Origin of the sequence: Rhodococcus sp. NPDC059179, assembly GCF_042754885.1 — a bacterium.
Lineage (GTDB): Bacteria > Actinomycetota > Actinomycetes > Mycobacteriales > Mycobacteriaceae > Rhodococcus_G.
The window spans coordinates 22,811-47,768 of sequence record NZ_JBHZBV010000018.1 but is presented as its reverse complement, the minus strand read 5'-3'; the positions used below and the strand labels follow the sequence as shown (position 1 = coordinate 47,768).

General features: G+C 70.1%; 18 protein-coding genes and 1 tRNA gene. 9 read left to right on the top strand and 10 right to left on the bottom strand.

Annotated elements, in window-relative coordinates:
* Positions 1–111: 111 nt before the first annotated feature.
* Positions 112–188: transfer RNA gene (locus ACFXMV_RS22340), tRNA-Met, on the bottom strand.
* Between the two features lie 445 nt (positions 189–633).
* Between ACFXMV_RS22340 and ACFXMV_RS22335 the strand changes: the two genes are divergently transcribed.
* Complete coding sequence (locus tag ACFXMV_RS22335; protein ID WP_378502467.1) at positions 634–1,212, top strand: transglycosylase family protein; 579 nt, start codon at positions 634–636, stop codon at positions 1,210–1,212.
* 64 nt (positions 1,213–1,276) lie between these two features.
* Here ACFXMV_RS22335 and ACFXMV_RS22330 read toward each other — a convergent pair whose 3' ends face one another.
* On the bottom strand, positions 1,277–4,195 hold the full coding sequence (locus tag ACFXMV_RS22330) for a UPF0182 family protein (RefSeq protein ID WP_378503642.1): 2,919 nt from the start codon (positions 4,193–4,195) through the stop codon (positions 1,277–1,279).
* A gap of 82 nt (positions 4,196–4,277) precedes the next feature.
* On the opposite strand from ACFXMV_RS22330, the gene ACFXMV_RS22325 reads away from it, so the two are divergent.
* The gene (locus ACFXMV_RS22325) at positions 4,278–4,895 is read left to right on the top strand and encodes a PPA1309 family protein (RefSeq protein ID WP_378501671.1); all 618 of its coding nucleotides are present in this window, start codon (positions 4,278–4,280) and stop codon (positions 4,893–4,895) included.
* On the opposite strand, the gene ACFXMV_RS22320 is transcribed toward ACFXMV_RS22325, so the two are convergent.
* Positions 4,892–5,914: a PDZ domain-containing protein gene (locus ACFXMV_RS22320; RefSeq protein WP_378501672.1), complete on the bottom strand. Its 1,023-nt coding sequence runs from the start codon at positions 5,912–5,914 to the stop codon at positions 4,892–4,894. The genes ACFXMV_RS22325 and ACFXMV_RS22320 overlap by 4 nt on opposite strands.
* Before the next feature lie 90 nt (positions 5,915–6,004).
* Here ACFXMV_RS22320 and ACFXMV_RS22315 point away from each other — a divergent pair, with 90 nt between their 5' ends.
* The 3 genes from ACFXMV_RS22315 to ACFXMV_RS22305 all read left to right on the top strand — a co-directional run bounded on the left by ACFXMV_RS22315 (position 6,005) and on the right by ACFXMV_RS22305 (position 9,698).
* Complete coding sequence (locus tag ACFXMV_RS22315; protein WP_378503641.1) at positions 6,005–7,390, top strand: zinc-dependent metalloprotease; 1,386 nt, start codon at positions 6,005–6,007, stop codon at positions 7,388–7,390.
* Between the two features lie 98 nt (positions 7,391–7,488).
* Positions 7,489–8,379, top strand: coding sequence for a hypothetical protein (locus ACFXMV_RS22310; RefSeq protein WP_378501217.1), 891 nt, complete (start codon positions 7,489–7,491; stop codon positions 8,377–8,379).
* Positions 8,376–9,698 carry an ABC1 kinase family protein gene (locus ACFXMV_RS22305; RefSeq protein ID WP_378501218.1) on the top strand — a complete coding sequence of 441 codons (1,323 nt, stop codon included), beginning with the start codon at positions 8,376–8,378 and terminating at the stop codon, positions 9,696–9,698. The genes ACFXMV_RS22310 and ACFXMV_RS22305 overlap by 4 nt, the downstream gene beginning before the upstream one ends.
* Here the strand turns inward: ACFXMV_RS22305 and ACFXMV_RS22300 are convergent.
* Positions 9,688–10,302, bottom strand: coding sequence for a TetR/AcrR family transcriptional regulator (locus tag ACFXMV_RS22300; RefSeq protein WP_378501219.1), 615 nt, complete (start codon positions 10,300–10,302; stop codon positions 9,688–9,690). The two genes, ACFXMV_RS22305 and ACFXMV_RS22300, sit on opposite strands and share 11 nt — an antisense overlap.
* A gap of 173 nt (positions 10,303–10,475) precedes the next feature.
* Between ACFXMV_RS22300 and ACFXMV_RS22295 the strand changes: the two genes are divergently transcribed.
* Together ACFXMV_RS22295 and ACFXMV_RS22290 are read left to right on the top strand one after the other, a co-directional pair.
* Positions 10,476–11,648, top strand: a complete 1,173-nt coding sequence (locus ACFXMV_RS22295) for an aromatic ring-hydroxylating dioxygenase subunit alpha (protein WP_378501221.1) — start codon at positions 10,476–10,478, stop codon at positions 11,646–11,648.
* 32 nt (positions 11,649–11,680) lie between these two features.
* On the top strand, positions 11,681–12,595 hold the full coding sequence (locus tag ACFXMV_RS22290; protein ID WP_378503640.1) for an exodeoxyribonuclease III: 915 nt from the start codon (positions 11,681–11,683) through the stop codon (positions 12,593–12,595).
* A 13-nt stretch (positions 12,596–12,608) separates the two neighbouring features.
* On the opposite strand, the gene ACFXMV_RS22285 is transcribed toward ACFXMV_RS22290, so the two are convergent.
* Positions 12,609–12,887, bottom strand: a complete 279-nt coding sequence (locus tag ACFXMV_RS22285; protein ID WP_051636997.1) for a WhiB family transcriptional regulator — start codon at positions 12,885–12,887, stop codon at positions 12,609–12,611.
* A gap of 410 nt (positions 12,888–13,297) precedes the next feature.
* A complete protein-coding gene (locus ACFXMV_RS22280; RefSeq protein WP_378503639.1) occupies positions 13,298–15,427 on the bottom strand; it encodes an ATP-dependent DNA helicase UvrD2 in 2,130 nt (709 codons plus the stop codon).
* Between the two features lie 90 nt (positions 15,428–15,517).
* On the opposite strand from ACFXMV_RS22280, the gene ACFXMV_RS22275 reads away from it, so the two are divergent.
* A complete protein-coding gene (locus tag ACFXMV_RS22275) occupies positions 15,518–15,775 on the top strand; it encodes a mycoredoxin (protein ID WP_378501027.1) in 258 nt (85 codons plus the stop codon).
* Here ACFXMV_RS22275 and nudC read toward each other — a convergent pair whose 3' ends face one another.
* Both nudC and ACFXMV_RS22265 read right to left on the bottom strand, forming a co-directional pair.
* Positions 15,776–16,660, bottom strand: a complete 885-nt coding sequence (nudC, locus tag ACFXMV_RS22270; protein WP_378501029.1) for an NAD(+) diphosphatase — start codon at positions 16,658–16,660, stop codon at positions 15,776–15,778.
* Positions 16,661–16,677: 17 nt separating this feature from the next.
* A complete protein-coding gene (locus ACFXMV_RS22265; RefSeq protein ID WP_378501026.1) occupies positions 16,678–17,745 on the bottom strand; it encodes a potassium channel family protein in 1,068 nt (355 codons plus the stop codon).
* 119 nt (positions 17,746–17,864) lie between these two features.
* Between ACFXMV_RS22265 and ACFXMV_RS22260 the strand changes: the two genes are divergently transcribed.
* The gene (locus ACFXMV_RS22260; RefSeq protein WP_378501025.1) at positions 17,865–18,239 is read left to right on the top strand and encodes a hypothetical protein; all 375 of its coding nucleotides are present in this window, start codon (positions 17,865–17,867) and stop codon (positions 18,237–18,239) included.
* Between the two features lie 2 nt (positions 18,240–18,241).
* On the opposite strand, the gene ACFXMV_RS22255 is transcribed toward ACFXMV_RS22260, so the two are convergent.
* Positions 18,242–21,607, bottom strand: a complete 3,366-nt coding sequence (locus tag ACFXMV_RS22255) for an ATP-dependent helicase (protein WP_378503638.1) — start codon at positions 21,605–21,607, stop codon at positions 18,242–18,244.
* Complete coding sequence (locus tag ACFXMV_RS22250) at positions 21,604–24,906, bottom strand: ATP-dependent helicase (protein WP_378500794.1); 3,303 nt, start codon at positions 24,904–24,906, stop codon at positions 21,604–21,606. Before ACFXMV_RS22250 ends, ACFXMV_RS22255 begins: the two co-directional genes overlap by 4 nt.
* Between the last annotated feature and the right edge of the window lie 52 nt (positions 24,907–24,958).

Here is a 24,958-nt window from a genome sequence, read left to right as displayed (position 1 = left end):
ACAGCCTCCCGCCCGCACAGCCGCGTGACGACGGGAGAACTACCCGGGTACATACCTGTTTGCACCCCGGAAACGACGAAAGCCCGGTCCGAGGACCGGGCTTTCGTTCTTTGGTAGCGGGGACAGGATTTGAACCTGCGACCTCTGGGTTATGAGCCCAGCGAGCTACCGAGCTGCTCCACCCCGCGATGCATGAACGAAGTTACACGAGCGTTGGAACAGAACACAAATCGCGTGCGGACGGCCCGATATCCCCTCGCGGCGAGCACAGATTCGGGTGACCCACGGCACAAATAGCCGGTGATCCCAGCCACATAACGGACGAATAACGAACGCGCATCCGGTTTACAACGACGCCCGCTCACCTGGGGAAATGTCCGATCTCGCCCGAAATCGCTGCTGTTGGGCGGCTCTGTCGACCGGGATGACCACGTCGAAATTGTTGCGTACGGTCGCCACCGGCCCGAAACAACCGGGCATCAGCCGACCCGCCGCTGCTCACTCTGCCCCGCGGGATCGGAACCCCGAAACCTTCGAGGGGCAGGGACGCGGCGCCAGTGTTTTGTGCCGGGCGAGACGAGTTCAACTCCGCCCAGGCCTGCCCGTTCGCAAGCGCGGAGAGGATTCACCCGCATGACCACTCGCAAGATGACCACGCGTGCCATCGGATGGGTTGCCGCCACCGGCGCACTCGTCGCGCTTCCCTTCGGCCTCGCCACCGGCACCGCCAACGCCGCCTCCCACAACTGGGACGGCGTCGCACAGTGCGAGAGCGGCGGCAACTGGGGCATCAACACCGGAAACGGCTACTACGGCGGCCTGCAGTTCTCGCAGAGCACCTGGACCGCCAACGGCGGCTCCGGATCCCCGCACGGCGCCTCCAAGGCCGAGCAGATCCGCGTCGCGGAGAACACCCTCGTGAGCCAGGGCCCCGGCGCCTGGCCGCATTGCGGCAAGTACCTGACCACCGCGACCGAGGAGGTCGCACCGGAGCCGGCTCCCGAGCCCGCACCGGCCCCCGCGCCTGCCCCGATCCCGGCCGTCATCGCCCCGGCCCTGCCCGCCCTCGCGACCATCCCGGCACCCACTGCCGACCAGGTCACGAAGGCGACCGACGCCGCCGTCGCCCTCGCGACCCAGCACGGCTTCGGAGATCAGATCCAGCAGCTGATCGCGAACAACGGTGTGGCCCTCGCGAGCCTGACCCGCTGATCCAGCCCAGCAAGAGGGGCCCTGCCGTCCGGTCGGACGGCAGGGCCCCTCTTGTCGTGCGCTGCTACTTGGGCAGTCCCTGGTAGGCGTCGACCGCCTTCTGCAGCCGGTCGAGCGCGGCGCCGTAGCCGGCGAAGTCACCGCTCTGCTGGGCCGACTTCACCGCCGCGAGCGCGGCATCGACCTCGTTCAGCGCGGATCCGACGTCGCCACTGGGCGCAGGCGCCGGGACCGGGACCGGTCCGGGAGACGGCGTCTGCTGCTCGTTCGACGGCGGCGACGCCCCGCCAGGCGCGGTCGCCACGGCGGCCGCCCCCTGCCCGAACACCTGGTCCAGCGCCTCCGCCAGCGTCGGCGCGTACCCGACGCGGATGCCCTTCGTGTCGGTGAAGCTCACCAGCACCGCGGTGAGCTGTGGGAAGGCGTTCGGCGAGTTCCGTTGCGTGTACAGCGGTTCGACGTACAGAATGCCGCCCTCGGCGATCGGCAGCGTCAGCAGATTGCCGTACTGGATCTTGTTCGACTGCTTGATCAACGACAGCGCGCTGGCGACCGTCTGATTCGAGGTCATCGCGGTCTGCGCCTGCTGCGGGCCCTGCGTCTGGGTCTCCGTCGGCAGCTGCAGCACGGTGAACTTGCCGTAGTCCTCCGGATCGGATTTCACCGAGATGTACGCCGACAGCAGCTCGCGGTTGAAACCCTCCATCGGACTGGTGAGCCGGAACTCCGGCTTGGCCGTCTCCTGGTTACCGACCAGCACGTAGTACGGCGGCTGGTTCTTGTCGGTCTCGACCGTCGGGTCGCTGGGCACCGACCAGAAGTTGTTGTTCGTGAAGAACTCGTTCGGGTCGTCAACGTGGTACTTCGCGAGCATCTGCCGCTGGACCTTGAACAGGTCCTCGGGGTACCGGAAGTGCGCCCTCAGCTTGTCGGTGACCGCGGACTGCGGCTGGACGGTTCCGGGGAACACGCCCATCCACGCCTTGAGGACCGGGTCCTGCTCGTCCACCTGGTACAGGGTCACGGTGCCGTCGTAGGCGTCGACGGTGGCCTTGACCGAGTTCCGGATATAGGAGACCTCCTTCTTCGGCAGCAGCCGGCCGGTGGCCTGGTCCACGCTGTCCTCGACCAGTCCGTCGAGCGAGGTGCGCTGCGCGTACGGGTAGTTGTCGAGCGTCGTGTAGGCGTCGACGATCCACTGCATCCGGCCCTCGACCACCGCGGGATAGATGGTGCCGTCGGTGGTCAGCCACGGCGCGACCTGGTTCACCCGGTCGCGGGGGTCCCGGTTGTAGATGATCTTCGAGTCGTCCCCGATCGCACCGGAGAAGAGGATGTTGCGCTCGGTGTACTTGGCCGCGAACGCCAGCCGGTTCACCCAGTTGCCGATCCCGACGCCACCGTCGCCGGTGTAGGTGTACTTCGAGTCGTCCGTGTCGTACTCGCGGGGCTCACCGCCCGCGGCGCCGACGATCGCGTAGTCGGCATCCGACTTGGCGATCACCTCGCCGTAGTAGATGCGCGGATTGTCCACCCGCAGAGCCTGATCCGACGGCTGCGTCTTGAGATCGCTGACGCTGTAGATCGGGTAGCCACCGGTGTTGTTCTGTGCGTCGCCCGACACCTTGGTCACCTGGTTTGCCGGCGCGGCGATGAACCCGTTGCCGTGCGTGTACACCGTGTGCTTGTTGATCCAGTCGGTCTGGTTACCGCTCAGGCTGGCGGGCGAGAGCTCACGCGCCGCCACCACGAAGTCACGGAGCTGACCGTTCAGCTCGTACCGGTCGATGTTGAGCGCCTTCGGGAACGCATAAAAGTTCTTCAACTGCTGCTGCGCGGTAAAGGTCGGCGACAAGATGTTCGGGTCAAGCAGCCGGGTGTTCGCGATGGTGGTCACGTCCGCAGGCACGTCCTGCGGCTGCTTCGTCGCGACGCCCGTGTAGTCGACGTACTCGACCTTGTCGTCGGTGATCCCGTACGCCTGCCTGGTCGCCTGGATGTTCCGTTCGATATACGGACTCTCCTTCTGCGCTGCGTTCGGCTTCACCGAGAACTGCTCCACCACCATCGGGTAGACGGCCCCGATCAGGATCGAGGAAAGCACCAGCAATGCGGCGGCCATCGCCGGGATCCGGATGTCGCGCAGGAAGATCGCGGCGAAGAAGGCGAGAGCGCAGATCACCGCAATGGCGAGCAGGATCAGCTTGGCAGGCAGCACCGCGTTGATGTCGGTATAACTGCCGCCCGTAAAGGTCGGTTCCTTGCGGCTGCTCGAGAGCAGCGAATACCGGTCCAGCCAGTAGGCGACGGCCTTGAGCAGCACGAAAGTGCCTGCCAGCAGCGCGAGCTGGACGGTCGCGGCCTTGGTCAGCGCGCCATCCCTGCCACTCAGGCGAAGCCCGCCGAAGATGTAGTGCGTCACCAGGTTCGCGAAGAAAGCGACGACTACGGCGACGAATAGCCAGTTCAGCACGAGCCGGTAGAAGGGCAGATCGAACGAGTAGAACCCGATGTCGAGGCCGAACTGCGGGTCCTTGATCCCGAACGACTCACTGTTGAGGAACAGCTGCACCGTCACCCAGTTCGACTGCGCGACGAGGCCGGAGAGCAGACCCATCGCGACAGGGATCCCGATGCCGAACGCCTTCAGCCGGGCCATCACCGAGGTGCGGTAGCGGGCGATCGGGTCGTTGGGCCCGGCCACCGGCACGAACACCGGCCGCGAGCGGTACGCCAGCAGCAACGCCAGGAACACCGCCCCGCCGACGAGCAACGCCACGGCCAGGAACAGGACGAGCCTGGTGACGAGCACCGTTGTGAAGACGGTTCGGTAGTCGACCTCGCCGAACCACAACCAGTTGGTGTACGTGTCGATCAGCCGCGGGCCGATCAGCAACAGTGCCGCGGCAACGAGGGCCAGTACCAGCAGCACTCGGCTTCGACGGGACAAAGACGGTAATCCGGTGGGGGGCCGCATGCCCACGTGCCACTCTCCAGTGATTCGGGCGGCGCACAGGCGCCGCGGTGGTTGTGACCACTCTACGTGTGGGTGGGAGGATGGGACCGTGAGCGATAGCAATGGCGTGTACTACGGCCACTCGGCCGACTTTTCCGTCGACGCACTCCCCCGGTGCGTGCGCGAGGTGTCGGACTTCGTCGACGCCGGCGGATGGGGTCAACCGCCGGTGATGTTCGCCCTCGTCCCCACCGCCGTCCTTGCCGCGGCGGAGCCGGACCTGATCGATCAGCTCGAGGACGGCGCCGAGCTGACGCCCGTGGAGCAGGAACCGTTCCCCGAGGACATCGGTGGCGGCACCCCGGCGCTCGACGAGTTCCTGTCCACCACCAGCTGGCCCGCCGAGGTCGTCGGGTGCGCGCTGGTGCAGGAGATCGTGGTGCTGCCGCCCACGGCCGAGTCCGACCTCGACAGCGCCGTCGCCCCTGTGGTGACCGATGAACACGCCGCCGACGAGATCGCCCGCGCCACCGCGAACGCACACCCCGAGCGCCGCGAGGCCCGGCTCATCGCCGCGGTGCTACGGGACGGACCGTCGGTCTGCGTGCTGCAGCTCAAGCCGGAGGACGACGACCTCGACGCCGAACCCGAGTTGCTCACCTACGAGGACCTCGCCCCGAACCTGGTGAACGCGCTGTACGCGACGTTCGACGCTCCCGACGACTAGCAGGCAGGCGCGTCGCCGCCGGAGTTCAGCGAGTCGAGCGCGGCGACGGCACCGTCGAGGTTGTCCACCTTCACCAGCCGCAGGCCCTCGGGCACCCGCTGCCTGGCCTCGTCGCAGTTCTTCGACGGCACCAGGAAGGTGGTTGCCCCGGCCTCGCGTGCGGCGAGCAACTTGTACGGGATGCCACCGATCGGACCGACCTCGCCGTCGGAATCGATGGTCCCGGTGCCCGCCACGAACCCGCCGCCGCTCAGCTCGCCTGGCGAGAGCTTGTCGATCACCGCGAGGGTGAACATCAGTCCCGCCGAGGGGCCGCCGACCTCGGCCAGATTGAACTCCACCGTGAACGGGACCTCGGGATTCTCCTGCGGGGTGATCCCGAGATAGCCGCGGTCCGCCGCCCCAGGCCGCGCCCCGAGCGTCACCGGCACCGTCATCTCCTGGCCGTCACGGCGCAGCAGCACGCTGACCTCGGTGCCCGGGTCGAGCTCGGCCACCGCCCGCTGCACCTCGCCGACGGTCCGGACCGGCGTGCCGTTGATGGCGAGCAACTGGTCGCCAGCCCGCAGCGCGTCCTTGGCCGGCCCGTCCTTCGAGACGTCGACCACCTCCAGCGCGACGGGGAGGTCCAGGAAGTGCAGCGCGGCCAGTTCCGCGGAATCCTCCGACTGCGCGAAGTCGGCCTCGTTCTCCTGTTTGACCTCGTCCTTGCTCTTGTTCGGCGGATACACCTCGGCGCGCGGCACCAGACCGTAACGCCCGCTGATCCAGTTCCCGAAGGCCTCGAAGATGTTGAGCCCGTCGCGGACCGAGACGGTGGTCATGTTGAGGTTTCCCGACGTCGGATCCAGGTCGGTCCCCTCGATCTCGACCACGGGCTTGCCATCGGCCTCACCGAGGGTGTTGAACGTGGGTCCCGGCCCGAGGGCCACGAACGGCACCGTCACCGCGGTCCCCAGAGTGAAGAGCGCCACCACCGGCACCAGCGCTGCGGCCAGGGTCACCATCCGTCGATTCACCCGGCCCAGCGTAGAGGGCCGCTCGGCGTGTTCGCCCTGAGCGTCATCTCCGCGGTCACCTCCGTCCACGATGCCTTGTACCGTTGAGTCATGAGCAATCCGCCGTTTGGTTTCTCGAACTCGGACAACGATCCCGACCGGGACAAGGATCGGGACGGCGAGGGTTCCCCCGGTCAGGGCGGGATCCCGTTCGGCTTCAGCCCCGAAGGCTTCGACCCCGCGCAGCTCGGCCAGATGCTCACGCAGTTCGGGCAGATGCTCAGCGGCATGGGCAGCGCGATGGGCACCGGCGGCGGTAGCGGCCCCGTCAACTACGACGTCGCCAAGAAGCTCGCACTCCAGCAGCTCGGTTCCGTGACGCCGATCTCCACCGGCACCGCCGCCGCTGTCGCCGACGCCGCCCGCCTCGCGGAGGTGTGGCTGGACGGCGCCACCACGCTCCCCGCTGGCGCGTCCAAGGCGGTCGCCTGGACGGCGGCCGACTGGCTCGACAACACCCTCGACACCTGGAAGCGGCTGTGCGACCCGGTCGCCGAGCAGATCTCGGGGATGTGGGTGTCCGGGCTGCCGGACGAGGCCAAGGAGATGGCGGGCCCGATGATGGGCATGCTCGGGCAGATGGGCGGGCTGGCGTTCGGCTCGCAGCTCGGCCAGGCGCTCGGCCAGCTCTCCTCCGAGGTACTGACCTCCACCGACGTTGGGCTGCCGCTCGGCCCGAATGGCGTTGCGGCACTGCTGCCGACCGCGATCGAGAAGTTCAGCGAGGGTCTCGAGCAGCCCCACCGCGAGATCCTGGTGTTCCTCGCCGCCCGTGAGGCCGCCCACCACCGGCTGTACGTGCACGTGCCGTGGCTGCGGCAGCGACTGCTGGCCACCGTCGAGGAGTACGCGCGCGGCATCAAGATGGACTTCTCCGCGATCGAGGAGGCGGCGCAGGGCATCGACCCCAGCGCGCTGACCGACCCGTCGAAGATCGAGGAGATCCTCCAGCAGGGCGCCTTCGAGCCGCAGACGACGCCCGAGCAGAAGCAGGCCCTCGAGCGCCTCGAGACCATGCTCGCGCTCATCGAGGGCTGGGTGGAGACCGTGGTCTCCGAGGCGCTCGGCGACCGACTGCCCGGGGTGGGCGCGCTGAGCGAGACGCTCCGGCGGCGCCGCGCCACCGGCGGCCCCGCCGAGCAGACCTTCGCCACCCTCGTCGGCCTGGAACTGCGTCCCCGCAAGGTCCGCGAGGCGTCGCGGCTGTGGCACCTGCTCACCGACAGCGCCGGGATCGACGGCCGGGACGGCGTGTGGGCGCATCCCGACCTGCTACCCGACTCCTCGGACCTCGACAGCCCGGCAGGCTTCGTCGACCGCGTGGTCGGCGGCGGCACCAGTGCCTTCGAGGACCCGATCGCGCAGCTCCTGGCGACCGAGGCCCGCGAGCGCGAGGAGGGCCGGGCCGCAGGCGACCCCGAGGAACCGAAGGACTAGCCGCCCCGGCCGAAACGCCAGGTCACCGGCGCCGCGGCCCTGTGGATAACCGGGTGCGCGACGCTCATATCCCTCGGCGCACCTGCGAGGGTCGGGACATGACACCGGCGTCGGCATTGAACACGGGCCCGCGACTCGATCCGCGCATCCCGATCCTGGTTCGGCCCAGCGGCAGCGTCCAGTTGGGCTGGGATCCCGAGCGCGCCCTGCTGCTCACCGTTCCGACCGGGGTCGCCCCGAACTCGGTGGCCGCGCTGCTCCGGCTGCTCGACGGTCAGCACAGCCGCGACGAGATCCTCTGGCGGGCACACGAAATCGGACTGACAACCGCCGACACCGGGGCCATTCTGTCCGAGTTGGCCGGCGCCGCACTGTTGATGCCCGCCGTCCCGGCACGCCGCGGCGTGCGCGCCGTTCACGTGCACGGCCGCGGGCCGCTCGCGGACGGCATCGCGGGCGCCCTCGCCGACGGCCGGGTGCGGCTGACCCGGTCCGTACCGTTCGGCGGCGCCGGGGCTCCGCGCATCGACCGGTCGGCCTGCGTGGTGCTCGCCGACGAACTGGTACCCGATCCGAGGGTCGTGGCCGAGCTCGTCGATGCACGGGTGCCGCACCTGCAGGTCCGGCTGCGCGACGGGATGGGCGTCGTCGGGCCGCTGGTGTTGCCCGGCCGGACCAGCTGCCTGCGGTGCGCCGACCTGACCAGGACCTCCCGCGACCACGAGTGGCCACACCTGGCCGCGCAGTTGCTCGGCGCGGTCGGGCACGCGGACCCGGCGGCGATCCTCGCCACCACCGCGCTCGCGGTCGCGGAACTGCACGTGCTGATCGCCGCCCAACCCACCCGGTCACCCGCCTGCCTCGACACCACCCTGGAACTGAACCTGACGACGTACCAACTGGTCAGGAGGTCCTGGCCGCAGCACCCACACTGCGGATGCCGACGGCGCGCCGCACATGTGGGCGAACCGGCGGATCGTCAGCCATGATGGAGTGCGTGTCAGACATCCCCCGCCGCAGTTCCGCCCGCACCGCCAAACTGGCGAGCATTCCACTCGGGATCGCGGGGCGCGCGGCGGTCGGATTCGGCCGCAAGCTCGTCGGCGGCGACCGTGAGGAGATCGACGCCAAGCTGACCCAGCAGGCCGCCGAGCAGTTGTTCACCGTGCTCGGCGAGCTCAAGGGCGGCGCGATGAAGCTCGGGCAGGCGCTCAGCGTGATGGAGGCCGCGGTCCCCGAGGAGTTCGCGGAGCCGTATCGGGAGGCGCTGACGAAGCTGCAGGCCGAGGCGCCGCCGCTTCCTGCCAAGAAGGTGCATCGGGTGCTCGGCGAGCAGCTGGGCAGCAAGTGGCGCGAACGCTTCGAGTCGTTCGACGACGTTCCGACGGCCTCGGCGAGCATCGGGCAGGTACACCGCGCGGTGTGGTCGGACGGCCGCGAGGTGGCGGTGAAGGTGCAGTATCCGGGCGCGGACGAGGCCCTTCGCGCCGACCTGCGGACGCTCTCCCGGTTCGCAGGGATGTTCAGTTCGGTGATCCCCGGCGCGGATGTCAAGCCCCTCCTCGAGGAACTGACCGCCCGCACCGAGGACGAGTTGGACTACCGCATCGAGGCGAACAACCAGCGCGCGTTCGCCGCCGAGTTCGCGGGCGACCCCAAGTTCGCCATCCCGAAGGTGGTGGCGAGCTCGCCCAAGGTGGTGATCACCGAATGGATGTCGGCGACACCGCTTTCGACGATCATCGCCGACGGCACCGCCGACCAACGCAACAGCGCGGGCGCCCTGCTCGCCGAGTTCCACTTCGCCTCGCCCGCCCGGGTGGGACTGCTGCACTGCGATCCCCACCCCGGCAACTTCATGATGCTCGAGGACGGTCGTCTCGGCATCATCGACTACGGCGCCTGCGCACCGATGCCAAGCGGGCTGCCCCCGGTGCTCGGCAGGATGGTCCGGCTCGCCCTCGAGGAGCGTTTCGACGAGCTGACGGAACTACTGCGCACCAACGGTTTCGTGCTTCCCGGCCGAAACGTCACGGATCAGGAGATCGCGGACTACCTGCGGCCGTTCACCGACCCCATCCACACCGAGTCCTTCCACTTCACCAGGGCCTGGCTGCAGAAGGCGGCAGGCACGGCGACGGACTTCTCGTCTGCTCAGTTCCGGACCGCACGCGCGCTGAACATGCCGGCCGAATACGTGATGATCTTCCGGGTCCTGCTCGGCTCGGTCGGCATCTGCGCCCAGCTCGACGCCTACGCGCCGTACATGGAGATCCTCACGAAGTGGCTGCCCGGATTCACTGAGTAGGACACAGCCGCATTCGATCCACCGCCGGTGCGACCCATTTCCGTAGGTAATTCCTCAGCTCGGCGCCGCTGCGGCGCGGGCGCCCGGGATCGATGACGAACGACTGCACGATGCGGAGCATGTGTTCGACCAATTCGTCGAGGTTCGCGCCGGCCAGGCCCGCCTCGGCCCAGTCGACGCCGAACCGTTCGAGGATCGACCGGCCGAACGCCAGCGCGGTGTCAGAGGTGACGCCCGCCGAGAAGGCGCTGGCCCGCCCAGGCGCGAGCACCATGTTCAGGTACTTCTCCTCGGGTATCTGTTCAAGGGTGTAGGCGATGCCCTCCACGACGGCCTCTGCGGGGTCGCGGATACCGCCGAGATGTGCGGCGAGTAGATCCAGAAACGGACCGGCCTGGGCTATCGCGGTGGCACCGAGCAGGGCTTCCGCGGTCGGGAAGTACCGGTAGACGGTCTGTCGGGTGACACCGAGATCCCGGGCGACCGCCGTGATGCTGATGTCGCCGCCGGACCGGTCGAGTGCTCGGCGAGCCGCGCCGAGGATGCGGGCAATCGCCTCGTCGTCGTCGGCCGGTGTCGCACCAGACCAACCGTGTGTGCGCATCAGCCCTTCTCCCCTCCCGCCCACGAGCGTCGGTCGAACCCTACCTGCGCATAGGCACCTCGAGTGGGCCCGAGCAATCGGACTCGGATCTCGAGGATCTAGACCGTACAAATAATGTCTATTGTATGGTCTGCGAAAGAGCGGCCTACCTGGACGCGGAAAAGGACCAGACGATGACCACACAGCCCGCCACCGGTCACACCGGCCTGACGGACAACCTCACCCGGCGCGCTCTCCGGCACGTCCTCGACGGCACGACCGACATGGCGGAGTCACCGCTGCGCGTGCCGTTGGACTACTACCGGGACCCGAAGATCACCGAGGTCGAGGAGGGACAGATCCTGCGGCGCACCCCGTTGGCGATCGTGCCCAGCGCCCAAGTGGGACAGCCGAATGACTACGTCGTCCGCAGTGTCCTCGGCGACTCGCTGCTGGTCACCCGCGACAGCGGCGGAACCGCACACGTCTTCCTCAACTACTGTCGACACCGCGGCGCGATGCCGGCCTGCGGATCCGGCAACGCCACTCGCTTCACCTGCCCGTATCACGCGTGGACGTACAAGAACACCGGAAATCTGGTTGGCGTGCCCGGCAAGGACGGCTTCGTCGGCATGGAGCGCACCGACTACGGACTGGTCGAACTGCCGAGCCAGGAGAAGTACGGGTTTGTCTGGGCGGTGCTGACCGCGGGCGAATCCATTGACGTGGACTCACATCTCGGTGCGATGGGCCCGGAACTGGCCCAGTTCGACTACCGCTCCTACGGCTACCACGACGAGCGCGAATTCGAGTCAGACGTGAGCTGGAAGGGGGCTCTCGAGGCCTTCGCGGAGAGTTACCACTTCCCGTTCGTCCACTCCGAGAGCGTGATCGGCCAGAACACCGTCGCGAATACCTCGATTCACGACACCTTCGGCAGACATCATCGAATGGGCTTCCCGTTCAACTGGATTGCCGACTTGGACGCCAACCCTCAGGGAACGTGGGACCCCACGGCAAACATGGGGGTCATCTACTGGATCTACCCTAACCTCATCCTCGCGAACAGCCCGGTCGGCGTCGAAATCCTCGACATGCTCCCCGCCGGGTCCCCGACGCGCTGCACGCTTCGCCACAGCTGGATGGCCCGGTTCCCCGCGACCACCGACGAACAGCGCGACCTGTATGACAACGTCTTCGCGCAGGTGCACGGCGCGGTCCGCGACGAGGACTTCGCGATGCTGCCGCAATGCGGCGAGGGGGTACGGCGCGGCCAGCACGACCACATGATCATCGGCCGCAACGAGATCGGCGTCCAGCACATGATCAAGACCTTCGCCGCCGAACTCGGCGTGGCCCTCGGCTGAGGGCGTAGCCCGGCTGCCTACACTGGGCGATCGTGCGGATCGCTACGTTCAACATCAACGGCATCCGGGCGGCGCAGCGCCGCGGATTCGAGCAGTGGCTGCGCGAACGGGCACCCGACGTGGTTGCGCTGCAGGAGGTGCGGGCCCGGGCTAGCGCGATTCCCCCCGGGGTGTTCGGTCCCTTCCACCTCGCCTACGACGAGGGGACGCTGGCCGGCCGCAACGGCGTCGCGATCCTGACTCGTCGCGCGCCCGACGCGGTGCGAACCTGGAGCGGCACCGCCCTGGTGCGAACTCCTGGCGAAGTTCACACCGCCACAGCCAAACTCGACCCGGTGCCGTTGGCGCGGGGGCTCCGCGAGTTCGCCGCCCAGGGCCGGTACATCGAGGTCGACCTCGCGGACGCGCCGATCACCGTCGCGTCGCTGTACCTGCCGAAGGGTGGTCTCCCCGCCCACCTCCAGAAGCCGGGTCGAATGCGGGAGGCGCCGGACGGCGGCGCCCGCTACGAACGCAAGATGCGCTTCCTCGACGCGTTCGCGCGCCAGTTGGCGCGCTCACGCCGCGACGCCCGCGCACGCGGGCGCGAGCTGCTGCTCATGGGCGATCTCAACATCGCACACACCCGCCACGACGTGCGGAACTGGCGGCGCAGCAACCAGGTCGAGGGCTACCTTCCCGAGGAGCGCGAGTGGTTCGACTCGATCCTGTCGCCCCGCACCCTCGTCGACGTCGTCCGCAGTCGCAATCCCGACACCGACGGGCCGTACTCGTGGTGGTCGTGGCTCGGACAGTCGTTCGCGAACGACACCGGTTGGCGCATCGACTACCACCTCGCGACGCCTCGGCTCGCCCTGGCGGCCGGCGCCGCAGGCACCGACCGCGACCCGGCCGCGGACCGGCGAATGAGCGATCACGCCCCGGTCGTCGTCGACTACGCGTTCTGACGTCCTTTCCCGCTCATGCGCAGACCGCGACCTTCCGGGGCCGCCCGCGGGGACGCTTACGGGCGATGACGACACCCTGATCGAGGATCTCACCGCCCCACACGCCCCACGGCTCGGCGCGGTCGAGTGCGGCGCTGAGGCAGCGGGCGCGGATCGGGCACTGTGCGCACAGTGTCTTCGCCTGCTCCAGCTCGGCGGGGGTCTCGCCGAACCAGAGGTCGGGATTGTCGGCACGGCACGGCAATTCACGTCGCGCAGGTGCGATCACGGTCGGCTCGCTGATGGCGGTCACGGTCCGGTAATCGTCTCGGCATGTCGCGGTAGACACGTCGTTCTCCTTAAAGCTCTGCAATGGATTCGGGTCGTGGTGCGGACCGAGAAGCCGGGCTTTTGGAGCGACGAGCTCAAAAACAAAGGCCACGGTCCGCTGGTGCGTCCGTGGCCGAGAGGAAGGAGAGTTCCTACCGAGTGGTGACTCGGTTTCTACCCCGGGGCACGGACGAAAGAGCTGCTGCGCGTGCGCGAAGGCGCGTAGCTGCGGGCAAATGAGCGGCGCCTGCGACACGAGTGGTCGCCGCGTACTCCTGCGCGCTGCCGTTCCAATCGATCATGTGCCGTTCACCTCCCTTTTCGTTCGTGCGGATGACAGAAGCCAGGGTATGCCTTCGCCTGCGACCCGCACAACCTATTTTTGACCTGCGGTTATTCGGCGGGTCCGATCGGATCCTCACCCCGGACAACCGCGAGCACGTCCGACCCGTACCGTTCGAGCTTCGCAGCCCCGATCCCGGGGATCGCCACCAGCCCGCGGTCGTCGCGCGGCTGCTGCTCGGCGATCGCGGTCAGCGTGGTGTCGCTGAACACCACGTACGCGGGGACCTTCAGTTCCTTCGACTTGGCCGACCGCCAGGCCTTGAGGGAGTCGAACAGCGCCGCGTCGAGGTTCGATGGGCAGGACTCGCACCGTCCCAGCATCGTCGCGGCGGAGCCGAGGAGCTGTTTGCCGCACACCCGGCAGCGCGGGAGCTTCTTCTGCGGCGCGGGCGCCGCGATCCGTGAGGCGGGTGAGTCCTCGGGGATGAGTCCGTGCAGGAACCGGGAACGGCGCCTGGACTTGCGGCCACCCTGGTTGCGGGCCAGCGCCCAGGACAGCTGCAGGTGCTCGCGGGCACGGGTGACGCCGACATAGAGCAGTCGGCGTTCCTCCTCGACGGCTGCCTCGTCGTCGGGCGACTTGCTGTCGCCGAGGGCGTGCGCGATCGGCAGGGTGCCGTCCGCAAGCCCGACCAGGAACACCGCGTCCCACTCGAGCCCCTTCGCCGCGTGCAGTGAGGCGAGCGTGACGCCCTGCACGGTTGGTGGGTGCCGTGCCTCGGCGCGCGCGGCGAGGTCCGTGAGCAGTCCGCCGAGGTCGAGCTCCGGCTCGTGCACCAGCAGGTCCTCGGTGAGCGCGACGAGCGCGCCGAGCGAGGCCCAGCGCTCCCTGGCCTGCGCGCCGACCGGTTCGGTGTCCGTCAGACCCAGCGGCACCAGGATCGCGCGGACCAGCGTGATCAGTTCCTTCCCGCGCCCCGCCTCGGGCGGCAGGTCGACGCGACCGGCTGCCTGCCGCAGCGCGGACACGGCCTGGCGCACCTCGGGCCTGGTGAAGAAGCCCTCGCCCCCGCGCACCTGGTACGGGATGTCCAGCTCGGTCAGTGCCTGCTCGTGCGCCTCGGACTGGGCGTTGATGCGGTACAGCACCGCGATCTCCGCGGCAGGGGTGCCGCCCGCGATGAGCTTCTGGATCGCCTTCGCGACCCCCGCCGCCTCGGCCGGCTCGTCGTCGAACTCGGCGAACTCCGGTTCCGGCCCGGCCGGACGCTGCCCGATGAGCTTGAGCTTGGTGCCTGCGATCCGCCCGCGGGCGGCGCCGATCACCCGGTTCGCCAGCGACACGACCTCCGGAGTCGACCGGTAGTCCCGCTCGAGACGGACCACCGCGGCATCGGGGAACCGCCGGGAGAAGTCCAGCAGGTACCGCGGCGTCGCGCCGGTGAACGAGTAGATGGTCTGGTTCGCGTCGCCGACCACCGTCAGGTCATCGCGCTCCCCGAGCCAGGCATCGAGCACCCGCTGCTGCAGCGGCGTCACGTCCTGGTACTCGTCCACCACGAAGCAGCGGTACCGATCCCGGAACTCCTCCGCGACCGTGGAGTGTTCCTCCAGCGCGGCCGCGGTGTGCAGGAGCAGGTCGTCGAAGTCGAGCAGCATCGCGCCGTCGCGGACCTTGAGCGCCTCGTAGGCGGCGTAGACGTCGGAGACCTTGGCCGCATCGACGGGCGGCTCACGCCGCGTCCGCGCGGCCGCCGCCGGATAGTCCTCGGGCGCGATCAGCGACGCCTTCGACCATTCGATCTCGCCCGCGAGGTCGCGGACCGATTCGGTGCTGGTGGACAGGCCGACCCGGTTGGCCGCCTGCGCGACGACGGCGAACTTGCGGTCGAGCAGCTCCCACTGGGTGTCGCCGACGACCTGCGGCCAGAAGTAGCGGAGCTGACGCAACGCCGCGGCGTGGAAGGTGCGCGCCTGCACCTGGTTGGCGCCGTCACCGATGCCGAGGGTGCGCAACCGGCCACGCATCTCCCCCGCGGCCCGCGCCGTGAAGGTGACCGCCAGCACCTGCCCGGCGGAGACGTGCCCGCCGGCGACGAGGTGCGCGATCCTGCGGGTGATGGTCCTGGTCTTGCCCGTTCCCGCGCCCGCCAGCACACAGACCGGTCCCCGGGGTGCGAGCACCGCGGCCGACTGCTGGGGGTCCAGGCCCGTATCGCCGCTTGACATGGCGTCCATTGTGGCAGGGCGCACCGACAGCGCCGCATCGAGCCGCGGTCGTCACAACCGACGTGGAACAGACCCGGCGGTCGTGGTGTTATATGCGCCGTGACCGCTACCGAAATCGCCGCCGACCTGACCATCTACTCCACCACCTGGTGTGGGTACTGCCGACGCCTCAAGAAGCAGCTCGACGAATCGGGCATCAGCTACCACGCGATCGACATCGAGGACGATCCCGCCTCCGCCGACTTCGTCGGCAGCGTCAACGACGGCAACCACGTCGTCCCGACCGTGAAGTACGCGGACGGCAGCACGGCCACCAACCCGACGCTCGCGCAGGTCAAGCAGGCGCTCGGTCTCTAACTAGGCCCTGGCCCACGCCTCGAGCATTCCGCGGGCGATCGACACGGACCCCGGCACCAACAGCCGGGCGTCCGAGTCCGAGGTCCAGTCGCCCGCCTCGAGCGCCGCCTTGACCTCGTCGCGGCCGAACCAGTGTGCTTCGACGATCTCGCCGTCGGCGAAGGTGAGCGGGGCGTCCGGGTCGCCGACCGCGGAGAACCCGATCATCACCGACCGCGGGAACGGCCACGGCTGACTGCCCAGGTACCGGACGTCGCCGACCACCAGCCCGACCTCTTCGGCGATCTCCCTGACCACGCAGGACTCCAGCGACTCGCCCGCCTCGACGAACCCGGCGAGGACCGAGAAGCGCCGCTCGGGCCAGCTCGGACCCCGCGCGAGCAGTACCCGGTCCGCACCGTCGTGGACGAGGCAGATGACCGCGGGGTCGGTGCGAGGGAATTCCTCGTGACCGGTGCTGACGCTGTGCCGCGACCAACCGGAGATCGTGGGCGTGGTCGCGGCCCCGTCGATGGCGCTGAAGCCGGCGCTGTCGTGCCAGTTCAGGATCGCGATGGCCGTCGTCAGCAGGCCTGCGCTCGAATCACCCAGCTGGTGGCCGACGAACCTCAGGTCGCTGAGCTCGCCGGTCAGCGCGGCCACCCGGACCGCCCACAGGTGCCTGCCGTCGCGGCGACCGAGAAAGACCGCACCGGAGACCGGTTCGGGACCGAGCTCGGTTGCGGGCTCGAGGACCAGCTCGGCGCCGTCGATGCGGACCTGTCCGCGGTGATTGACCCGAAGCACCAGCGCCTCGGTCCAGCCGGCCAGCAAAGCCTCACTGTCCGTGCGCAATTCCTCGGCTCGGTCCAGCGCCGAACGCGAGAGCATCGGCAGGTCGGTCATTTCGAAGTGGGCCACGGCTAGTTGCCCACGCGGCGGATGTAGAGCAGGCGGTCGTTCGCCTCGACCGCATCGACCTCGGGGGTACCGACCCTGACCAGCCGACCGTCGCGAACCACCCCGAGCACGATGTCGGACAGGTGCCGCGGCGACCCGCCGATCTCGTCGTGCTCGACCTCGCGCTCCGCGATCGCGAAACCGGCCTCCGGGGTGAGCAGGTCCTCGACCATCTCCACGACGGTCGGGGTGGTCCTGGCGATGCCGAGCAGGCGGCCGGCCGTCTCCGACGAGACGACGACCGAGTCGGCCCCGGACTGGCGGAGCAGATGCGCGTTGTCGGTCTCCCTGATGGAGGCGACGATCTTTGCCTTCGGCGCGATCTCGCGGGCGGTGAGCGTGACCAGGACCGCGGTGTCGTCGCGGTTGGTCGCGACGATGATGGCGGCCGCGTTCTGCGCGCCGGTCAGCCGGAGCACGTCGGACTTGGTGGCCGATCCGTGCACGGTGACCAGGCCAAGGCTGGCGGCCGATTCCAGGACGGCGGCATCGGTGTCGACGACCACGATGTCGGCAGCGGCGACGCCGTCGCCGAGCATGGCGTCGACCGCCGTCCGCCCCTTGGTCCCGTATCCGACGACAACGGTGTGATTGCGCACGGCATGCCTCCAACGCTGGATCTTGAATGCCTGACGGGAACGCTCGGTCAGTACCGAGAGCGTGGTTCCGACCAGGATGATGAGGAAGAGCACCCGCAGCGGGGTGATGACGATGACGTTGATCAGACGCGCACTCGGGGTGATCGGGGTGATGTCGCCGTAGCCGGTGGTCGAGAGGGACACCGTCGCGTAGTAGAGGCAGTCCAGGAAGGACAGCTCGTTCTCCTGGGCGTCCCGATACCCGTCGCGGTCGATGTAGATGACCACCACGGCGGCCATCAGCACGGCGACGGCCATCAGGACCCGCCGGAAGATGGCATGCGAGGGGCTGCGTAACACCTCGGGGATACGCAGCACCCCGACCAACGCGAAGTCCGGCCGATCGGTCAGTGCCTCCTGATTGCGTAGCCGCGCACGCAACTTACCGGCCATGAATTGTTCTCCAGTTCGCTGACATCGGCTGGCAGCCTAACCTCCGATCAGGCGCACGCGCCGCACAACCGGCCGCGGCGCGCCTGGCGCAGCCGGGCTCCGTCGGGCACGCTGACGGCATGAGGATCTCTCCGGCCACCGGACTCGCCGCCCTCCTGTTGGGCGCGGGCACGCTGCATTTCGTCAACCCCAAGCCGTTCGACAGCATCGTTCCGCCCGCGTTGCCTGGCAGCGCCCGCACCTACACCCACCTCTCCGGCGCGGCCGAACTCGCGATCGGAGCCGCCATCGCGGTTCCCCGGACCCGGCGACTCGGCGGCGGATTGGCCGCGGCACTGTTCGTCGGCGTCTTCCCTGCGAACGTGCAGATGGCCGCGGACTGGCTCGGCCGCAGTTCGACGCCGCTGCCACTCAAGGCGATTGCGGTGGGCCGTCTGCCGCTGCAGATTCCGCTGATCCTCGCGGCCCTGAAGGTCCGACGCGACGCCCGTTAGCCTCAGCCAGGTTTCGCGCTCGCACCGGCGGTGTCGATCAGCCGCGCGAGAGCGTCGCCGTCGGGCAGCTCAGTCGGCGCGATGGTCCGGCCGGTGCGCACATAGTGGAACGCGGCGCGGACCTTGTCCAGCGGCACCGCAGGCAGGCCACGTGCGGCCGTCCGCGCCGACATCAGCTCCGCCCACGCCAACCGGTAGGCCGCCAGCTGCATGACCACCGCGCGCTCGTTGGCCGCGCTCGGCTCGGCTCCGGTCTTCCAGTCGATCACGGTCCAGCCACCGTCGGAGTCCGCGAAGACCGCATCGATGCGGCCCCTGATCACTGTGCCCGCGATGGACGTCTCAAACGGGACCTCCACCTCGACGGGACTGCGGTTCGCCCAGTCCGAGCGCAGGAAGGCCTCCTGCAGCCCGGCCAGGTCGGTATCGCCGACGGCTCCGGTGTCCGCGGCGCCTGGCAGCTCGTCGAGGTCCAGCAGACGGGTGGCGCCGAACCGCCGCTCGATCCAGGCATGAAAGGCGGTTCCCCTGCGGGCCAGCGGATTCGGCGGATAGGGCAGCGGACGACGGAGCCGGGCCGCGAGGTCGTCCGGCGCCGCGGCCAATTCGACCAGCTGGCTCACCGACAGCTGCGCGGGCAGCGCGACCTCGGCCCTGGTCAGCGCGCGCTGCCTGCGCTCGGCCAGCAGCACGTCCACGTCGGCCGCCCAGCCCTCTGGGTCTTCATCGGCACCGTCCTCGTCGACATCGTTCTCGAGCGCGGCCAGGACCAACTCTGCCCCGTGCTGCACCGAATCACGCCTGCTCCCCAGCGGATCGCTCGGCCACTGCGCGGTCACCGGCTCGGCGGTGAGCGGGTTCTCGGCGTCCTCCTCCGGCGCCTGCGCCCACAGCTCGACGACCCCGATCGGCGCTTCGGGATCCGCCATCAGCTCGCGCATCTCCGTCAGAAACTCCGACGGTCCCCGTGGGGCGCTACCGGACTCCGACCAGTGGTGGCCCGACAGATACAACGCCCGCTCGGTGCGGGTGAGCGCCACGTAGAACAGTCGCCGGTCCTCGTCGAGCCTGCGCCTGCCCAACGCCGCCTTGTGCTCCGCGACGGCGTCCTCGAGGTCCTTGCGGTTGAACAGGTCCTCCAGGTCGAGGACCGGGACACCGTCGGCGTCGTCCCCACCGCCACCGTCTACCCGGCGCGCCCGGTCACCACGCAGCGAGGGCGGCAGCTCACCGACCGCGCCGAGCCAGCTGCCGGAGGCGGTCTTCGATGGGAAGACGCCCTCCACCAGGTGCGGCACCGCGACGACCTGCCACTCGAGCCCCTTCGCCGAATGCACCGTCAAGACCTGCACCCGATCGGGCGCGACCTCGACCTCGCCGGGGGCAAGGCCCTTCTCGACGGTCTCCGCCGCCGACAGGAAGGCCAGCAGACCGGTCAGCGTCGCGGTGGAATTGCGGGCGTACCCGGCGACCGCATCGGCGAAGGCGTCGAGGTGTTCGCGGCCCGCCCCGCCATCACCGCCCTGACGAAGCCGCGCCTGCGCCTCGATCCCGATCCCGAGCACCCGCTCCACCTCGGCCACCAGTTCGGTCAGCGGCTGACCGATGCGTTCGCGCAGCGAGACCAGTTCGGTCGCCAGTGCCCCGATCCGCGCGTGGCCGAGGACCGAATAGCGCTGTGGTCCACCGGGGTCCGCGATGGCGTCGGCCAGCCCCGCCAGCTCCGCGTGCTCGCCGGGCAAGGCCGCCTCGAGCGCCTGGTCGAGGCTGGCCGCATCGGTGACCGCTCCCCCGGTGCCGTGCGAGGAACCGATCGCCAGCTCACGCGCCCGGCGCCACAGCGCGGCCAGGTCCGCGGCCCCGATCTGCCAGCGGGCGCCGGTCAGGATCCGCATCGCCGCGCTGCCCGCCAGCGGGTCGGCCACCAGGCGCAGCATCGCGATGACGTCCGCGACCTCGGGAGTGTGCAGCAACCCGCCGAGCCCGACGACCTCCACCGGCAACCCGTGCCTGCGCAGCGCGGCCGCGATCGGCGCGGCGTCGGCATTGCGGCGGATCAGTACCGCGGCGGTCGGCGGAGCCTGCCCGCGCGCGGCCGCGTCGGCGTACTCCGCGGCGATCTTGGCGGCGAGCCAGTCCCGTTCGCGCTCGACGTCCTCGGCGAGCGCGAGCCGGATGTCGCCGTCGACGGCGCCGGGCCGCGGGCGCAGCTGCTGCACCGGAACCCCGCGCTCGCGCAGCGACTCCGAGGCCGCGTTGGCGAGGGTCAGCGCCTCGGGCGGGTTCCGCCAACTGGTGAGCAGCTCCAACCGCGGCGCGGGATCGCCTCCGGGCAAAGGAAAGTCGGTGGCGAACCGGGGCAGATTGGCCGCCGACGCGCCGCGCCAGCCGTAGATGGACTGCATCGGGTCGCCGACCGCGGTGAGCGCGAGGTCGCCGTCCTCGCCGCCGCCGAACAGCGAGGAGAGCAGCACCCGCTGCGCGTGCCCGGTGTCCTGGTACTCGTCGAGCAGCACCACCCGGAAGCGTTTCCGCTCCGAGCGGCCCACCTCGGGGTGCTCCGCGGCGACCCGGGCGGCGAGAGACATCTGGCTGCCGAAGTCGAGCGCGCCCTCGCGCCTGAGCACGTCGGAGACCCGCTGCACCAGCGGCAGCAGCGCGACCCGCTCGTGCTGGGTCTCGAGGATGTCGAGCAGCTCCTTTTTCGGCCCGCCGCGTTGCTTGGGGCCCGCGGGCAGCGTGTGGATCAGCTTGTCCAGCTCGGTGTGCGCCTCGCGTAGATCGTCCGGCTCCACGAGGTGCTCGGCCAGCTGGCCGGACAGCGCGAGCACCGCCTCGGTGAGCGAGGTGGGGGTGCGGTCGGTGTCGAGGTCCCCGTCCCAGGAGCTCACCACCCGGTGCGCGAGCTGCCACAGTTCGGTTTCCGACAGCAGCTCGGCGGACGGTTCGATCGGCAGCAGCAGCCCGTGTTCGGTCAGCAGCCGACCGGCATAGGAGTGGTAGGTGCTCACCTCCGGCTCGCCGCCGAGGATCCGGCCGCGTAGGTCCCCGCTCGGATCGAGCTTGCGCAGGAGGGTCGAACCCGCAAGGCGCGCAAGGCGTTGCCGGATCCGGGAGGTGAGTTGCTGCGCCGCCTTTCGGGTGAAGGTGAGCCCGAGTACCTGCTCGGGGTCGACCAGGCCGTTGGCCACCAGCCAGACCACCCTGGCCGCCATCGTCTCGGTCTTGCCCGCGCCCGCGCCGGCCACCACCAGGGTCGGGCCGAGCGGTGCGGCGATCACCGCCGCCTGCTCCGCGGTCGGCGGATGCTGGCCGAGCGCGACCGCCAGGTCCGCGGGGCTCACCCGCGCATCGCTTGGCCGCATCATCCCTCGGTCACCTGCCGTCCCGTTTCCTGAGCCGGGCAGCACGAGCGTGCCGGGCAGTGCCTGCAACCGTCGTTCGGCTGCGCCCGGAACCCGGGCCCCTTGGTGGCCGCGGCCGCGTCGTGCACCACGGTCAACCATTCCTGTTCGCCGTCCTGGCCGAGCGGGGCCTGCAGTCGCTGGGCGGCGCCCTCCTTCTTGTTCGGCTTCGCCACGAACACCAGTCGCGCTCCCCCCGGCTCCGACGCCTGCTCGCCCTCGATCGCACCGGCCAGCGCCGCCACCTGATAGGTCGCCAGCTGCGCGTGCTGCTGCGCAGCCTCCTTGCTGACCGGGGTGCGTGCGGTCTTCACGTCCACGATTACCGGGCGGCCCTCGGTGTCGCGCTCGAGCCGGTCGATCCGGCCGCGGAGCCGAATCTCCGGGCCGCCTTCCTCCCTGGCCTCGAGCACCCCGTCGACGGCGACCTCGACGCCGATCTCCGTCAGTTCGCCGCGCGAGAGCCGTAGCCACTCGGAGAAGCTGTCGAGCATCTGCCCGGTGCGGTCCATCTCACGCCGCGAGTACCACTGCGAGCCGAGGTCGACCGCGTCCCAGGCGGTGGCGAGCGCCTTGCGCACCTGGTCGGGCGGCAGTTTCCCGGCCACGGCCTGGACCAGGGTGTGCACCAGGGTGCCGGTCACCGCGTGGGTGTTCTCGCCGTCGGTGCCGCCGTTGCGCTCGAGCGCCCAGCGCAACGGACAGGTGCTGAGCTGCTCGATCGTCGACGGCGACAGCGGGACCGGCCCGTCATCGGGTTCCCACAGCGTGGCGTCGGTGCTCATACCGCCAACGCCCCACCAGTTCTCCGGATGCGCGCCGCGCACCCCGTCCCTGGCCAGCCGGGCGAGCTGCCGGGCCGCCCGGGCCTGACGCTGCGGATCACTCTGCGCGAGATCCGGATCGCACACCGCCCTGCGGAGTTCGGCGACCAGCGACGGCAGCGCCAGCACCCGTCCCGCGGGCAGCGGCGAGTCCACGACGACCTCGCCCTGCCCGTCGTCGCCGTCGACCCTGCCGATGAGTTCGTCGACGAACCGCGAGGGCACCAGGTCCGATTCCCCGGTGGCGGACTCGACCGCGGTGATCAGCAGGGACCGACGTGCCCGACTGCAGGCGAGCAGGAACAGCCTCCGCTCCTCGGCCAGCAGCGGGGCTGTGCGCGAGAGCTGCGATTCGCTCGTCGCCGAGGCATCGCCGACACCCGCGATGAGATCGACCAGTACCTCGGTCCCGAGCAGCGTGCCGCGGGCGCGCAGGCCCGGCCACAGACCCTCCTGGACCCCCGCGACGGCCACGACATCCCATTCCCTGCCCGCCGCCGCGTGTGCACTCAGCACCGTCACCGCCTCGCCCGGGATCGCGGCACCAGACCTCGAGTCGCTCGAGATCTGCTGCTGCGAAAGGTATTCCACGAACCCGGCGAGCGTCGCTCGCGGCAGCCGGTCGACGTAGCTCGCGGCGGCGTCGAAGAGAGCGACCACCGCATCGAGGTCCCGGTCCGCCTGCGCGCCGATCGGCCCGCCGCGCAGCGAGGCCGACGCCCACCGCTTCTCCAGTCCGGTGGCCTGCCAGCCGGCCCAGAGCACACCCTCGACGCCGCGCCCCTTCCGCTGGGCGGCCCTGGCCTGACCGAGGATCGAGAGCACCCGGCGCAGGGCCGCGGACTCGCCGTCGCTGAGCTTGGCGATCAGCCCGCGGTGCTCGTCCTCGCCGTCGACGATCAACGACCGCAACAGGTCGGCGGAGTCGCGCTGACCGCCGCCGGCGAGCTCCACCCGGCGCAGCCCACGTCGCAGCCGCCTCAGGGTCACCGGATCCGATCCACCGACCGGGCCGGACACCAACGCCAGCGCGTCCTCCCCGGTGAACTCGACACCCGCGACCGCCCGCAGCACCAGCAGCAGGCTGCCGACCGAATGCTGTCGGGCGAGTGGGAGTTCCGAGGCCGCGGTGGTGACCGGGACGCCGGCGGCCAGCAGGGCACGGCGCAGCGGGGCCAGCACCCGCGGTACCGAGCGGACGATGACCGCCATCCGCGACCAGGGCACGCCGTCGTGCAGGTGGGCGCGGCGCAGGGTGTCCGCGATCAGGGCGGCTTCCTTGCCCTGTGTGCCGAGCACCTGCACCTGCGCGCGGCCGGGTTCCTCGGTCGCGGCCGCCGCGCCACGGTGCGGAGGAAGACCGGGCAGTCGGCCCGCGATCGCGGAGGTCACCGCAGAGATCCGTTCCGCGCAGCGATGATCGGTGCCGAGGATCAGCCGGTTCTCCGAGCCTGCGTCGGCGAGATCCATCAGGAACCGCGAGTCGGCCCCCCGGAATCCGAAGATGGCCTGATCCGGATCGCCAGCCACGACGGACAGCGCGGTGCCAGCCCCGATCAACCGAACCAGCTCCGCCGCCTGCGGGTCCAGGTGCTGGGCGTCGTCGACAAGCAGGTATCGGATGCGCGAGCGCTCCTGCTGCAGCAGGTCCGGGTCGGTCGCGAACGCGGTCAGCGCCGCCCCGACCAGCTCGGCGGCGTCGAGCGCGGGCGCGGTGGCCTCGGGCGCCTCCACCCCGACGGCGCCCCGCAGCAGCATCACGTGCTCGTAGTGGGCGGCGAAGCGTCCGGCCGCCACCCATTCCGGCCGCGAGTGGGTGCGCCCGAGCTTGACGAGGTCCTCGGGGCCGAGTCCGCGCTCGCCCGCCCGGAGCATCAGGTCGCGCAGCTCCACCGCGAAGCCGGTCATGGTCAGCGCCGGACGCAGCCGCTCCGGCCAGTGCTGCGCACCGTCCGCCACGTCGCCGCGCAGCATCTCGCGCAACACCGCGTCCTGCTCGGCGCCGGTGATCAGCCGCGGCGGCGGGTTGGAGTGGGCGGCCGCCTGCAGCCGGAGGACGGCGAACGCATAGGAGTGCACGGTCCGGACCAGCGGCTCGCGGGTGGCCCGCAGCGAGTCGGGCTCGGCGGAGCCGAGCAGGCCCGCCGTGATCGCCTCGCGCACGACGGTGGCGGCGCGACGCGAATGGGTGAGCACGAGAACGGATTCCGGGTCGCATCGACCGTCGGCGATGCGCGAGACCGCGAGGTCGACGAGCAGCGAGGTCTTCCCGGTGCCCGGTCCCCCGAGCACCTGCCACGGCCGGCCCGCCCGGCCGCGCTGCGGCTCGGCGATCAGCCGCTGCGCCTCGGGGCCCCACCCCCGGCGCGGCCCCGGCACCGGCGGTCGACGGACCAAGGTGGCCGTCGCCCGCCGCCCTTGCTCCCGATCGCCCAACATGGGTGGCATTCCATCACGGGGGGCCGACACCGGTCGTCACCCGTCCGGCAAG

What these genes read in the sequence shown, in the direction of transcription:
- ACFXMV_RS22335 (WP_378502467.1), top strand. Translation starts at nt 634, where the DNA reads ATGACCACTCGCAAGATGACCACGCGTGCCATCGGATGGGTTGCCGCC.
- ACFXMV_RS22315 (WP_378503641.1), top strand. Translation starts at nt 6,005, where the DNA reads ATGAGCAATCCGCCGTTTGGTTTCTCGAACTCGGACAACGATCCCGAC.
- ACFXMV_RS22310 (WP_378501217.1), top strand. Translation starts at nt 7,489, where the DNA reads ATGACACCGGCGTCGGCATTGAACACGGGCCCGCGACTCGATCCGCGC.
- ACFXMV_RS22305 (WP_378501218.1), top strand. Translation starts at nt 8,376, where the DNA reads ATGATGGAGTGCGTGTCAGACATCCCCCGCCGCAGTTCCGCCCGCACC.
- ACFXMV_RS22300 (WP_378501219.1), bottom strand. Translation starts at nt 10,302, where the DNA reads ATGCGCACACACGGTTGGTCTGGTGCGACACCGGCCGACGACGACGAG.
- ACFXMV_RS22295 (WP_378501221.1), top strand. Translation starts at nt 10,476, where the DNA reads ATGACCACACAGCCCGCCACCGGTCACACCGGCCTGACGGACAACCTC.
- ACFXMV_RS22280 (WP_378503639.1), bottom strand. Translation starts at nt 15,427, where the DNA reads ATGGACGCCATGTCAAGCGGCGATACGGGCCTGGACCCCCAGCAGTCG.
- nudC (WP_378501029.1), bottom strand. Translation starts at nt 16,660, where the DNA reads ATGACCGACCTGCCGATGCTCTCGCGTTCGGCGCTGGACCGAGCCGAG.
- ACFXMV_RS22265 (WP_378501026.1), bottom strand. Translation starts at nt 17,745, where the DNA reads ATGGCCGGTAAGTTGCGTGCGCGGCTACGCAATCAGGAGGCACTGACC.
- ACFXMV_RS22260 (WP_378501025.1), top strand. Translation starts at nt 17,865, where the DNA reads ATGAGGATCTCTCCGGCCACCGGACTCGCCGCCCTCCTGTTGGGCGCG.
- ACFXMV_RS22255 (WP_378503638.1), bottom strand. Translation starts at nt 21,607, where the DNA reads ATGATGCGGCCAAGCGATGCGCGGGTGAGCCCCGCGGACCTGGCGGTC.
- ACFXMV_RS22250 (WP_378500794.1), bottom strand. Translation starts at nt 24,906, where the DNA reads ATGTTGGGCGATCGGGAGCAAGGGCGGCGGGCGACGGCCACCTTGGTC.